General features: G+C 60.7%; 12 protein-coding genes and 2 pseudogenes. 7 read left to right on the top strand and 7 right to left on the bottom strand.

Annotated elements, in window-relative coordinates:
* Positions 1-66: 66 nt before the first annotated feature.
* Entirely contained in the window at positions 67-501 is a 435-nt protein-coding gene (locus AB2L57_RS15755) for a hypothetical protein (RefSeq protein WP_409047525.1), read from the bottom strand.
* Between the two features lie 53 nt (positions 502-554).
* Between AB2L57_RS15755 and istA the strand changes: the two are divergent.
* Positions 555-1,871, top strand: a pseudogene (istA, locus tag AB2L57_RS15750) (IS21-like element IS1326 family transposase); the annotation flags it as partial.
* Positions 1,858-2,643 (top strand): IS21-like element IS1326 family helper ATPase IstB, encoded by a 786-nt coding sequence (gene istB / locus AB2L57_RS15745; RefSeq protein ID WP_000983249.1) that lies wholly within the window; start codon positions 1,858-1,860, stop codon positions 2,641-2,643. The pseudogene istA and the gene istB, both read left to right, overlap by 14 nt.
* A 175-nt stretch (positions 2,644-2,818) precedes the next feature.
* Here istB and AB2L57_RS15740 read toward each other — a convergent pair whose 3' ends face one another.
* From AB2L57_RS15740 to AB2L57_RS15730, 3 genes are all read right to left on the bottom strand, one after another.
* Positions 2,819-3,319, bottom strand: a complete 501-nt coding sequence (locus AB2L57_RS15740; RefSeq protein WP_000376623.1) for a GNAT family N-acetyltransferase — start codon at positions 3,317-3,319, stop codon at positions 2,819-2,821.
* 127 nt (positions 3,320-3,446) lie between these two features.
* Entirely contained in the window at positions 3,447-4,286 is an 840-nt protein-coding gene (gene sul1, locus AB2L57_RS15735) for a sulfonamide-resistant dihydropteroate synthase Sul1 (RefSeq protein ID WP_000259031.1), read from the bottom strand.
* Positions 4,280-4,627 carry a quaternary ammonium compound efflux SMR transporter QacE delta 1 gene (locus AB2L57_RS15730; RefSeq protein ID WP_000679427.1) on the bottom strand — a complete coding sequence of 116 codons (348 nt, stop codon included), beginning with the start codon at positions 4,625-4,627 and terminating at the stop codon, positions 4,280-4,282. Before AB2L57_RS15730 ends, sul1 begins: the two co-directional genes overlap by 7 nt.
* 244 nt (positions 4,628-4,871) lie before the next feature.
* On the opposite strand from AB2L57_RS15730, the pseudogene AB2L57_RS15725 reads away from it, so the two are divergent.
* From AB2L57_RS15725 to AB2L57_RS15710, 4 genes and pseudogenes are all read left to right on the top strand, one after another.
* Positions 4,872-4,991, top strand: a pseudogene (locus AB2L57_RS15725) (integrase); the annotation flags it as partial.
* Between the two features lie 78 nt (positions 4,992-5,069).
* Complete coding sequence (locus tag AB2L57_RS15720; protein ID WP_409046856.1) at positions 5,070-6,281, top strand: integrase; 1,212 nt, start codon at positions 5,070-5,072, stop codon at positions 6,279-6,281.
* An 83-nt stretch (positions 6,282-6,364) separates the two neighbouring features.
* Positions 6,365-7,246, top strand: coding sequence for an integron integrase (locus AB2L57_RS15715; protein WP_072178600.1), 882 nt, complete (start codon positions 6,365-6,367; stop codon positions 7,244-7,246).
* 284 nt (positions 7,247-7,530) lie between these two features.
* Positions 7,531-8,163, top strand: a complete 633-nt coding sequence (locus tag AB2L57_RS15710; protein ID WP_036299198.1) for a recombinase family protein — start codon at positions 7,531-7,533, stop codon at positions 8,161-8,163.
* Here AB2L57_RS15710 and AB2L57_RS15705 read toward each other — a convergent pair.
* Positions 8,146-8,328, bottom strand: a complete 183-nt coding sequence (locus tag AB2L57_RS15705; protein WP_409047524.1) for a hypothetical protein — start codon at positions 8,326-8,328, stop codon at positions 8,146-8,148. The genes AB2L57_RS15710 and AB2L57_RS15705 overlap by 18 nt on opposite strands.
* Positions 8,329-8,510: 182 nt before the next feature.
* Here AB2L57_RS15705 and AB2L57_RS15700 point away from each other — a divergent pair, with 182 nt between their 5' ends.
* Positions 8,511-9,953, top strand: coding sequence for an IS1182 family transposase (locus AB2L57_RS15700; RefSeq protein ID WP_081766114.1), 1,443 nt, complete (start codon positions 8,511-8,513; stop codon positions 9,951-9,953).
* A gap of 885 nt (positions 9,954-10,838) precedes the next feature.
* On the opposite strand, the gene AB2L57_RS15695 is transcribed toward AB2L57_RS15700, so the two are convergent.
* Together AB2L57_RS15695 and AB2L57_RS15690 are read right to left on the bottom strand one after the other, a co-directional pair.
* Entirely contained in the window at positions 10,839-11,693 is an 855-nt protein-coding gene (locus tag AB2L57_RS15695; RefSeq protein WP_146048081.1) for a hypothetical protein, read from the bottom strand.
* Positions 11,690-12,364 (bottom strand): hypothetical protein, encoded by a 675-nt coding sequence (locus tag AB2L57_RS15690; protein WP_409047523.1) that lies wholly within the window; start codon positions 12,362-12,364, stop codon positions 11,690-11,692. Before AB2L57_RS15690 ends, AB2L57_RS15695 begins: the two co-directional genes overlap by 4 nt.
* Positions 12,365-12,379 lie beyond the last annotated feature (15 nt).

Here is a 12,379-nt window from a genome sequence, read left to right as displayed (position 1 = left end):
AATGCCACGTGGACCGCGACAGGCCCGCGATCTGCAGCGCCTGACGCTGCGATCCGGTCGCGGCGGTCAGCTCTCCGACGAGGGCGTTGTCGATGTCGAGGAACCAGACCGACCGGTCTTCGGCTGGAGCGCGTCGGGCTCTTGCTCGTTCATCTGATGCAAGAGCCCGATAGCTTTTCCCAGCGCGGCGTTGGTCTCCTCAAGCTCACGGATCCGCGCCTGCAGCCTCTCCGTCTCGGCCTCGTGCTCGGCGCGTTCCGCGGCGCGCTGCTTCGCCAACTCCGTGCGCTGTTTCGGGGGCAACGTCATCCCCCTAGCCTGCCTGGGCACCAGCCCGCGGTCGAGGTTCCCGCCGAACACCGCCTTCCGCCACTTGATCACATGGTGATACCGCAACCCACGCTCCGCCAGCCACGCCGCCTTCTGCCCATGCGCCACCAGCTGATACTCATGCACGAGCTCGCGGATCTCCGCCGTCGTGAACCCCGGAGTGATCGACACCCCGCACCCCCTACCGATCGTGAACTGACTCACAACCAGCCTGGCGAAGAGGGACCGAGCACAAAAAGACAAAGAAGCTGCGCAGAAACCTGCGCAGCATGTACCGGGATTTGGTCGCTTTGGGCTTTACCGGGTCTTATGACCGAGTGTGTGCCTTTGCCCGACAGTGGAAAGATTCCGAACAGTTCAAGGCGCAAACCTCGGGCAAGGGTTGTTTCATCCCCTTGCGCTTTGCTTGTGGCGAAGCCTTCCAATTCGATTGGAGTGAGGACTTTGCCCGCATAGCGGGCAAACAGGTCAAACTTCAGATTGCCCAGTTTAAGTTGGCCCACAGCCGGGCCTTTGTGCTTCGGGCTTACTACCAGCAAAAACATGAAATGCTGTTTGATGCCCACTGGCATGCCTTTCAAATCTTCGGTGGCATTCCCAAGCGCGGCATCTACGACAACATGAAGACCGCTGTGGATTCGGTGGGGCGTGGCAAAGAGCGCAGGGTCAATCAGCGGTTCACTGCCATGGTCAGCCACTACCTGTTTGATGCGCAGTTCTGTAATCCAGCATCGGGTTGGGAGAAAGGCCAGATTGAGAAGAACGTGCAGGATTCCCGCCAACGCCTGTGGCAAGGGGCACCAGACTTTCAAAGCCTTGCTGATTTGAATGTGTGGCTTGAGCATCGCTGCAAAGCGCTGTGGTCTGAGCTGCGCCACCCCGAATTGGACCAAACCGTGCAAGAGGCCTTTGCCGATGAACAAGGCGAGTTGATGGCGCTACCCAATGCCTTTGATGCATTCGTGGAGCAAACCAAGCGAGTCACTTCAACCTGCCTTGTTCACCACGAGGGCAATCGCTACAGCGTTCCTGCCAGTTACGCCAACAGGGCCATCAGCCTTCGGATTTATGCAGACAAGCTGGTGATGGCTGCCGAAGGCCAACACATTGCCGAGCATCCAAGATTGTTTGGCAGTGGCCACGCTCGGCGTGGCCACACACAATACGACTGGCACCATTACTTGTCTGTGCTTCAGAAGAAACCTGGGGCGTTGCGCAATGGTGCGCCATTTGCTGAATTGCCACCCGCGTTCAAGAAGCTTCAATCCATCTTGCTGCAACGCCCCGGCGGTGACCGTGACATGGTGGAAATTCTGGCCCTTGTATTGCACCACGATGAAGGTGCGGTACTCAGTGCTGTGGAATTGGCATTGGAGTGTGGCAAGCCATCGAAGGAGCATGTGCTTAATCTGTTGGGACGTTTGACCGAAGAACCTCCACCCAAACCGATTCCAATTCCCAAGGGGTTAAGGCTGACATTGGAACCACAGGCCAACGTGAACCGCTATGACAGTTTAAGGAGAGCCCATGATGCAGCATGAAGGCCATGTGAGAATCCTCAAATCCTTGAAACTCTTTGGCATGGCACACGCCATTGAGGAGTTGGGCAATCAGAATTCACCAGCATTTAATCAAGCCTTGCCCATGCTGGACAGCTTGATTAAAGCTGAAGTGGCAGAGCGTGAAGTACGTTCGGTGAACTATCAATTGCGGGTGGCCAAGTTCCCCGTGTATCGGGACTTGGTGGGCTTTGACTTCAGTCAAAGCCTGGTTAATGAGGCCACGGTCAAACAATTGCACCGGTGCGACTTCATGGAACAAGCCCAGAACGTGGTGCTGATTGGTGGGCCAGGCACAGGCAAGACTCACCTGGCCACAGCCATTGGTACACAAGCAGTGATGCACTTGAACCGACGGGTGCGTTTCTTCTCCACCGTGGATTTGGTCAATGCACTGGAGCAAGAGAAATCATCTGGGCGTCAGGGACAAATCGCAAACCGTCTGTTGTATGCCGATTTGGTGATTCTGGATGAGCTGGGATATTTGCCTTTTAGCCAAACCGGTGGGGCACTGCTGTTTCACCTGCTCTCAAAGCTGTACGAAAAAACCAGCGTGATACTGACCACCAACTTGAGCTTCTCGGAATGGAGCCGAGTGTTTGGCGATGAAAAGATGACAACAGCGTTGTTGGACCGACTAACCCACCACTGCCACATCCTGGAAACCGGCAATGAAAGTTACCGCTTCAAACACAGTTCAACTCAGAATAAGCAGGAGGAAAAACAGACCCGCAAACTGAAAATCGAGACATAATTCTGACAACAAGGGGTGGGTCAAAATTCAATGCAAATCCCGGGTCAAATTTGGGTGCAAATCAACAGATATCGACAACCTCTCGCGCAACCAAGACATCGCGGTCGGACTGCAAGTGATCTTGAAGCCACGGGCCCGTCCCACCCCGACATGGACCTCGATGCCCGAACGGACGTTAGATTTCGAGTTCTAGGCGTTCTGCGATGAAGGTTGGATCCCAGCCGGGATTGAAAGTGTCGACGTGGGTGAATCCGAGCCGCTCGTATAGGCCACGCAGGTTCGGGTGGCAGTCGAGCCGCAGCTTGGCGCACCCCTGCGTTCGCGCGGCATGGCGGCAAGCCTCGATCAGCGCGGAGCTGACACCCCGGCCCGCATGTGTCCGTCGCACCGCGAGCTTGTGCAGATATGCGGCCTCCCCCTTGAGGGCGTCGGGCCAGAACTCGGGATCCTCGGCCGACAAGGTGCAACAGCCGACGATGCCGTCGCTGCAACTCGCGACTAGGAGCTCGGATCTCAGGACGAAGGTCTCCGCGAATGTCCGGTCGATCCGCGCGACGTCCCAGGCGGGCGTTCCCTTGGCGGACATCCACGCCGCAGCGTCGTGCATCAGCCGCACAACCTCGTCGATATCACCCGAGCAGGCGACCCGAACGTTCGGAGGCTCCTCGCTGTCCATTCGCTCCCCTGGCGCGGTATGAACCGCCGCCTCATAGTGCAGTTTGATCCTGACGAGCCCAGCATGTCTGCGCCCACCTTCGCGGAACCTGACCAGGGTCCGCTAGCGGGCGGCCGGAAGGTGAATGCTAGGCATGATCTAACCCTCGGTCTCTGGCGTCGCGACTGCGAAATTTCGCGAGGGTTTCCGAGAAGGTGATTGCGCTTCGCAGATCTCCAGGCGCGTGGGTGCGGACGTAGTCAGCGCCATTGCCGATCGCGTGAAGTTCCGCCGCAAGGCTCGCTGGACCCAGATCCTTTACAGGAAGGCCAACGGTGGCGCCCAAGAAGGATTTCCGCGACACCGAGACCAATAGCGGAAGCCCCAACGCCGACTTCAGCTTTTGAAGGTTCGACAGCACGTGCAGCGATGTTTCCGGTGCGGGGCTCAAGAAAAATCCCATCCCCGGATCGAGGATGAGCCGGTCGGCAGCGACCCCGCTCCGTCGCAAGGCGGAAACCCGCGCCTCGAAGAACCGCACAATCTCGTCGAGCGCGTCTTCGGGTCGAAGGTGACCGGTGCGGGTGGCGATGCCATCCCGCTGCGCTGAGTGCATAACCACCAGCCTGCAGTCCGCCTCAGCAATATCGGGATAGAGCGCAGGGTCAGGAAATCCTTGGATATCGTTCAGGTAGCCCACGCCGCGCTTGAGCGCATAGCGCTGGGTTTCCGGTTGGAAGCTGTCGATTGAAACACGGTGCATCTGATCGGACAGGGCGTCTAAGAGCGGCGCAATACGTCTGATCTCATCGGCCGGCGATACAGGCCTCGCGTCCGGATGGCTGGCGGCCGGTCCGACATCCACGACGTCTGATCCGACTCGCAGCATTTCGATCGCCGCGGTGACAGCGCCGGCGGGGTCTAGCCGCCGGCTCTCATCGAAGAAGGAGTCCTCGGTGAGATTCAGAATGCCGAACACCGTCACCATGGCGTCGGCCTCCGCAGCGACTTCCACGATGGGGATCGGGCGAGCAAAAAGGCAGCAATTATGAGCCCCATACCTACAAAGCCCCACGCATCAAGCTTTTGCCCATGAAGCAACCAGGCAATGGCTGTAATTATGACGACGCCGAGTCCCGACCAGACTGCATAAGCAACACCGACAGGGATGGATTTCAGAACCAGAGAAAGAAAATAAAATGCGATGCCATAACCGATTATGACAACGGCGGAAGGGGCAAGCTTAGTAAAGCCCTCGCTAGATTTTAATGCGGATGTTGCGATTACTTCGCCAACTATTGCGATAACAAGAAAAAGCCAGCCTTTCATGATATATCTCCCAATTTGTGTAGGGCTTATTATGCACGCTTAAAAATAATAAAAGCAGACTTGACCTGATAGTTTGGCTGTGAGCAATTATGTGCTTAGTGCATCTAACTTTGTTTTAGGGCGACTGCCCTGCTGCGTAACATCGTTGCTGCTCCATAACATCAAACATCGACCCACGGCGTAACGCGCTTGCTGCTTGGATGCCCGAGGCATAGACTGTACAAAAAAACAGTCATAACAAGCCATGAAAACCGCCACTGCGCCGTTACCACCGCTGCGTTCGGTCAAGGTTCTGGACCAGTTGCGTGAGCGCATACGCTACTTGCATTACAGCTTACGAACCGAACAGGCTTATGTCCACTGGGCGACGAGACTCAGCTAAAAGGTCCGGGAAGGGCTGCGCGTGCCTCACGTAGGAATGTCCGCGTAGTTCCCTGGGGTGATGAGCAGGGAGTTGTCGATGGCGGCGCGCCGTGAGATCACGAAGAAGTTCGCCCGCGAGTATGCGAAAGCAGGCAAGGAAGAGAAGGGCCGGCTGCTGGACGAGCTTGTGCACGCGACAGGCTGGACGCGTGATCACGCGCGCCGCGCGATCCGTGCCGCGAACGCACGCAAAGGTGCCGCGCGCGATCAGCAGCGTAAGCCGCGTGAGCGGAAGTACTCCTACGATGCGCTCGTGGTGCTGCAAGAAGTCTGGCGGCTGTCCGGGCAGCCGTCGGGAAAGTACTTCGCGGCGATCATGGACGACACCCTCGAACGCCTCGTCCGCTTCCGTGAGCTCGGCAAGGTCGAGCAGCGGGTCACACCGGAGGTGCTGGACGAGTTGCGATCGATGAGCGCCGCGACGATCGACCGGTACCTGAAACCGCACAAGGACGCCGCCTACCCGGTCGCGGTCTCGGGCACGAAGCCGTCCCACATCCTGCGCTCTTCGATCCCGACGCGCACCAGCATGGACGCCCCGCTGACCGTCCCGGGGTTCCTGGAGCTGGACACCGTCGCGCACTGCGGCCACTCCCTCAAAGGCGAGTTCCTGCGCACCCTGACCGGCACCGACCCGGTCGCGGGGTGGACGATGCTGCGCACGATCCGCAACAACGCCTACGTGCACGTGCACGGCGCCCTGGAATGGATGGTGAAGAACGCGCCCGTCCCGGTCGCCGGGCTCGACTTCGACAACGGATCCGAGTTCATGAACTGGGGCGTGATCGCCTGGGCGGACAAGAAGGAGATCCCCGTCACCCGGGGGCGTCCCTACAAGCACAACGACAACGCGCACGTCGAGCAACGCAACGGCGACTGGGTCCGCAAACACGCGTTCCGCTACCGCTACGAGACCGAGGCGGAGATGACCCTGCTCAACGAGCTCTGGGATTTCGTGATGGCCCGCAAGAACCATCTGCTGCCCTGCGTGAAAGCGATCGACTGGACCCACACCGCAGCCGGCCGGAAGAAGCGCGTCTACGACAAGCCACGTACCCCCTACCAGCGGTTGCTCGACGCCGGTGTGCTCGACGAGAAGACCCGCGCCCGACTGGAGCGCGAGCATGCGAAGCTGAACCCGGCACGGATCACCCGACGGATCAACCAGATCCAGCAACAACTCATCGAACTCGCCGCCGCCCGCACCCAGGGCACCCGCCCCGCCGCCTGAGCTACGCGGACATTTCACGTGAGGCAAGCATCACTCACTCCCGGACATCTTGACGTGAGGCAAGACGCTGGGTTCGTGCCTTCATCCGTTTCCACGGTGTGCGTCACCCGGCAACCTTGGGCAGCAGCGAAGTCGAGGCATTTCTGTCCTGGCTGGCGAACGAGCGCAAGGTTTCGGTCTCCACGCATCGTCAGGCATTGGCGGCCTTGCTGTTCTTCTACGGCAAGGTGCTGTGCACGGATCTGCCCTGGCTTCAGGAGATCGGAAGACCTCGGCCGTCGCGGCGCTTGCCGGTGGTGCTGACCCCGGATGAAGTGGTTCGCATCCTCGGTTTTCTGGAAGGCGAGCATCGTTTGTTCGCCCAGCTTCTGTATGGAACGGGCATGCGGATCAGTGAGGGTTTGCAACTGCGGGTCAAGGATCTGGATTTCGATCACGGCACGATCATCGTGCGGGAGGGCAAGGGCTCCAAGGATCGGGCCTTGATGTTACCCGAGAGCTTGGCACCCAGCCTGCGCGAGCAGCTGTCGCGTGCACGGGCATGGTGGCTGAAGGACCAGGCCGAGGGCCGCAGCGGCGTTGCGCTTCCCGACGCCCTTGAGCGGAAGTATCCGCGCGCCGGGCATTCCTGGCCGTGGTTCTGGGTTTTTGCGCAGCACACGCATTCGACCGATCCACGGAGCGGTGTCGTGCGTCGCCATCACATGTATGACCAGACCTTTCAGCGCGCCTTCAAACGTGCCGTAGAACAAGCAGGCATCACGAAGCCCGCCACACCGCACACCCTCCGCCACTCGTTCGCGACGGCCTTGCTCCGCAGCGGTTACGACATTCGAACCGTGCAGGATCTGCTCGGCCATTCCGACGTCTCTACGACGATGATTTACACGCATGTGCTGAAAGTTGGCGGTGCCGGAGTGCGCTCACCGCTTGATGCGCTGCCGCCCCTCACTAGTGAGAGGTAGGGCAGCGCAAGTCAATCCTGGCGGATTCACTACCCCTGCGCGAAGGCCATCGGTGCCGCATCGAACGGCCGGTTGCGGAAAGTCCTCCCTGCGTCCGCTGATGGCCGGCAGCAGCCCGTCGTTGCCTGATGGATCCAACCCCTCCGCTGCTATAGTGCAGTCGGCTTCTGACGTTCAGTGCAGCCGTCTTCTGAAAACGACATTTGAACCGGGAACCTTCCCTTTTTGGCTAGGCGTGAAACAATGGTCATTTTCCCTATACCCAAAATGACCAGGAGGCCCGCATGAAAGTCGCACGCATCTACCTGCGCGTGAGCACGGAGGAACAAGACCTAAGCCGGCAGGATGCCATCGTGGAGAGCACGAAGGCGGCCGGCTTTTACGTCGCCGGCATCTACCGCGAGAAAGCCAGCGGCGCACGCGCCGATCGCGCCGAGCTGCTGCGCCTGATTGCCGACCTGCAACCTGGTGAAGTCGTGGTTGCGGAGAAGATCGACCGAATCAGCCGCTTGCCGCTGGCCGAGGCCGAACGCCTGGTGGCCTCGATCCGGGCCAAGGGCGCCAGGCTAGCCGTGCCTGGTGTGGTGGATTTGACGGAGCTGGCCGCCGAGGCGAAGGGCGTGGCCAAGGTTGTTCTGGAATCCGTCCAGGACATGCTTTTGAAGCTGGCGTTGCAGATCGCACGCGATGACTACGAGGATCGGCGCGAGCGTCAGCGGCAAGGCGTGGAGCTGGCCAAGCAGGCCGGCCGCTACACCGGCCGTAAGGCCGACACACTGGCGCATGATCGGATCATTGCGCTGCGCACTGCTGGGCATAGCATCGCGGAAACGGCGAAACTGGCCAGGTGCAGCGAAAGTCAGGTCAAAAGAGTGTGGGCATTGCACAAAGCCGTGGCGTCAAAGCGTACAGGTTGATGACGCGCGGATGGTATCGGCCCAAGGCAATAATGCCGGCATCGAGCGGGGCAGGGGGGTTTGCATTGCCTGTTCGATCCAGCAGCTTGTGTAGTGCGCGGCATCACCGCTGGAACGCTTTTCAAGGAGATCGGTAATAAGTTGGTCGGCGCTGGGTTCGGTCATTCGCCAAAAGCCGACAGTAAAGCTATCTGCCAAGGCTTCACGCCATACTTGCGATGGAAGCCGTGACGCGGCCTCTAGGTGCGTGGGTCAGATCCTTCCGTTAACGCGCCGGGGTGAATCCGGTGGATAGCGCGGGGTGCTGGGAGAATCGATTCATGACGGTGACTGCCAGCCTGGAGGGTCTGTTCGAGGTCGAGCCGGGTGAGGCGCGGGCGCCGGGATCGGCTGCACCGGCGGGTGCGGGCAAGACGTTCCGTGGGTATGACCAGGGGCAGTGTTTCCTGCTCCCGCCGAGTCTGGATGACTGGCTGGACGAGGATGATGAGGCCCGGTTCATCTCCGAGGTCGTCGAAGAGCTCTTGGATCTGACGCCGGTCTACGCGTCGTACGCGTCCGCCTCGGGTGCGCCTCCGTATGACCCGCGGATGATGTTGAAGCTGCTGCTGTTCGCGTACGCGACGGGCGTGACCTCGTCTCGTGAGTTGGAGCGGCGCTGCAAGCGCGATATCGCCTTCCGGTGGCTGTCGGGCAACCAGGCGCCCGACTACCGGTCGCTGGCCCGGTTTCGTCGGCGTCACCTGGATGCCCTGCCGGGGTTGTTCCTGCAGGTGCTGCGGGTCTGCGCGGAGGCGGGGCTGGTGCGGTTGGGGCGGGTCGCGCTGGATGGCACGAAGCTGGCTGCGAACGCGTCGCGGCATAAGGCGATGAGCTATGACCGGATCGTGCCGAAGATCGATCAGCTCCAAGCCGAGGTCGCTGCGCTGCTCGCCGAGGCGGAGGCGGTCGATGAGGCCGAGGATCAGCAGTTCGGCCAGGACCGGCGCGGGGACGAGGTCGCCCCGGAGCTGGCCCGCCGTGAGGGGCGCCTGGCAAAACTACGTGCCGCGAAGGACGCGATCGAGGCCGACGCCGCCGAGAAGGCGGCAGCCGTGGCGCGGAAGAAGGCCGACGCCGCCGGTCAGCCCCCTGAGCAGGCCGACGCGGCCGTCGCGACTGCGGTGGACACGGCGGCGCCGAAGCCGAAAGCGCAACGCAATTTCACCGATCCTGAGGCGCGGATGATGAAGACGGTCCGCGGCTTCGATTACGCGTTCAACGCGCAGGCCGTTGTCGATGAGGGCCACCAGATCGTGTTGAGCGCCGAGGTCACCCAGCAGGCCACCGATATCCAGCAGTTCGTCCCGATGGCCGAGCAGACCCTACGGAACCTCGACGCGGCAGGAATCGAGCGTTCCCCAGAGGTCGTCCTCGCTGACGCGGGCTACTGCTCGGAAGCCAACCTCGAAGCCGCCGACGATCTGGACGCACAGGTGTTGATCGCGACGGGACGGCAACGTCACGGCGAGAGCTTCCCTACCGCCGGCGCCCCGGACCCGGCCCCAGAGGACGCGAGCCGGCGGGAGCGGATGGCGCACGCGCTGCGCACCGAGCAGGGCCGCACCGACTACGCGCGCCGCAAAGCCATCGTTGAACCCGCGTTCGGGCAGATGAAGACCCGGCAAAACGCCGGACAGCTCCGGCTACGCGGACTCGCCGGCGCCCAAGGCGAATGGCTACTCCACACGATCTGCCACAACCTCCGCAAGCTCCGCGTCGCTACAGCCGCCGGGCTGGCGCCCGCATAGGCCTCCCCAGGGGTCCCTGGGCGTCACAGCACGCACCGACAGTCGCCACGAGCCCCTCGCCGTGCGATCCCGCACGCTCTCACACCGCAACGGCCCGCCCGTTCCCGTTCGCGACCGTCAGCGCGCGATGCCAGAGTCAACGCCGCGCGCCACGCCACCCGATTCTGACCCGCGCACCTAGTGACAGTCAGGGGTCTCTTGCCACGCGCTCGCGTTTTCGAGGTATCAGTGCTGAATGAAACCACTCCCCGCGTCAATGTGAGCGCCGCGGCCCTGGACGAGAGCAAAGATGCTCTCGATCTCGCACATCGCGAGCTGGGGGTGATGCCTCTTGGTGCGTTCTTGCCCGCGAATCTTGATGCACGTCGCGCGTTTGAGGCTTGGCCTGCCGCACTGCGATCGGTCAGCTGGATCGCGGTCGATGACGCGCTAGATGCGATAGATGGACTTCCGCCCATATGGGAGGAAGGAGACGTTCGGCTGCTGGTGGTGCGTCTGAGCATTACATCTCGGGCGATCCTGGGATGCCTCGGGCTTCTGGAAGAGCCGAATCTCAGGCTCACGAGCGTGCTGACGGAGGTAGGTTCGCTGATTGCTCAGATAGAAGCGGCACCTGGCCCCCTCAGCGCCGCCGCAGTTGACAGCTGGCAGCCTCTCGTCCGGTTTCGATATTGGTGGAAGGTATGGGGACCTGTCGAGCGGCTGCCGGGATCGACGGAGGCGCAATCGGGTCGAGATCCTTCCGTCGCTAGGCCATATCTAGTGGAACGAGGCCGCCGAGTAGTGGCACTTTAGCGGCTTCGATGCCAGGCGTTCGCACGTCCTCACCACGCTCGTCCCTCGGAAATCCCCTAGTTCGTCATCATGTGCGGTGCGCCGCGGCGGCTAACCGACGAGAGCCACCTCGCGGGTATGGATTGCTGTGCGAAGTGCATCGCTAAGTTCTATGTTCGTCCCTGCTTCGATCAACCGCGGTCGGTCGAGAACGAGTCCTGCCCTTCGGCAGAATCGAATCCATTGCTGCTCAGGGAGATGTGCGACCGCAGGAATGCAGAACACACGGACAGGTGTCACAGCCCAATTGAGATGAGGCGAAATTGTGCCCAGATGTATGTCATCCCCCTTTTCTGGCCAGTTTTTCCCGGTTGCGCACTGTACGAGGAAGTGGAGTTCACCGCCGCGGTTGTCCCCGGTACCGTGCCAGCTCACGACGTCAAGACCGAGATCCTTGTCATCAGGTAGAGGGTCATTGAGGTACTCGCTTGACGTGAGTCCCGCAGCGGTCGCGTAGTGCTTTGCGCGCTCGCGAAACGAGGTGCTCATCCCGGCAGAGGCCGGGTGACCAATACGCATTGTGTTCTCGCCAAAAGTTACAGCGAATATCGCACGAACGATCTCCTCGAAGAGTTTTCGGTCGACATTATCGAGTTGACCCATCCCGAGCAGGCAAAGGTAACGGTAGAGAGTGCGCGCGTCCTCTGTCGCAGCCGCCCGTCGCAGCCGAGATCCGTCGAGTTCTAGCGGCCAGGTCGCTCCGAAGAGTCCCGCCCTAGTCGTGAGTTCGGCCCACGCCTGCTCTTCCAAGAGGTCGGCGGAAGAGATGTTTTCGCGCGAGATAGCCGATTTCAGATCGCCGCGTTTGAAGTCTGCTGTTTGCGTCAGAGCGGTGTACTCGCACCAATCCGCTACCTCTCTGAAATCTGGGCCTTCTCCGGCCGGGAACGCAAGATCGATGGTCACAGTTCGTCTACCAGCTTCTCCAGTCCCTGCGCGAGTTGAATGAGTCGCGAGACTCCGCGGACGACGTCGGGGTCTTCCAGGTAGACGGAGACTAGACCAGAAACGTCTCTGATTGCGCGCTCGGCGGATTGAATCTTCTTGAGCAGGAACTCCTTCTCGCCAGCGCTGTATTCATAGGCGGACTCCAAGTCGCCCGTGGAGCGCAAGCGATCGGTGGCTTCTGAGCTAGCGAGCACGGGCGCCAATCGATTTGAGATAGCGCGTGACTCGAGAAGTATCGGCGCGCGCGACGGCGTTCCGAAAACCCATCCGACCACTTCCTCAAGAGCGTCTAGCTTCTCCTCTGGGACGAGCTTGTCGGTTGCCTGCTTGGGAAGGGTTTTGGGGATACCGAGGAAGGCCTTAATGGGTCGTTGACCGAGCGTCACTTCGAGTAGTGAAAAGCGATCTCGGATGGGTCGCTCGGGCATGTCCAGCTCAGTCTTGATCTGGTTGAAGACAATGTAATCCTGGTAGAGCTTCTTCACTGTTTGGGAGTTGTCTCCGATCAGGTCCTCCACCTCGTCGAGGGATCGTCCTGCATCAATGAGTTGGGCTATAAATCGAGCCTTCTGGAAGGGGGCCCACTTCTTGGCACCGGTAATGTGCCGAAAGCCGAGGAAGGGGAACACTTCCTCTCGGTTGTC

Source organism: Microbacterium sp. HA-8 (assembly GCF_046111165.1).
Lineage (GTDB): Bacteria > Actinomycetota > Actinomycetes > Actinomycetales > Microbacteriaceae > Microbacterium.
The sequence above is the reverse complement of the archived record's forward strand: the minus strand, read 5'-3'. Positions and strand labels throughout refer to the sequence as shown.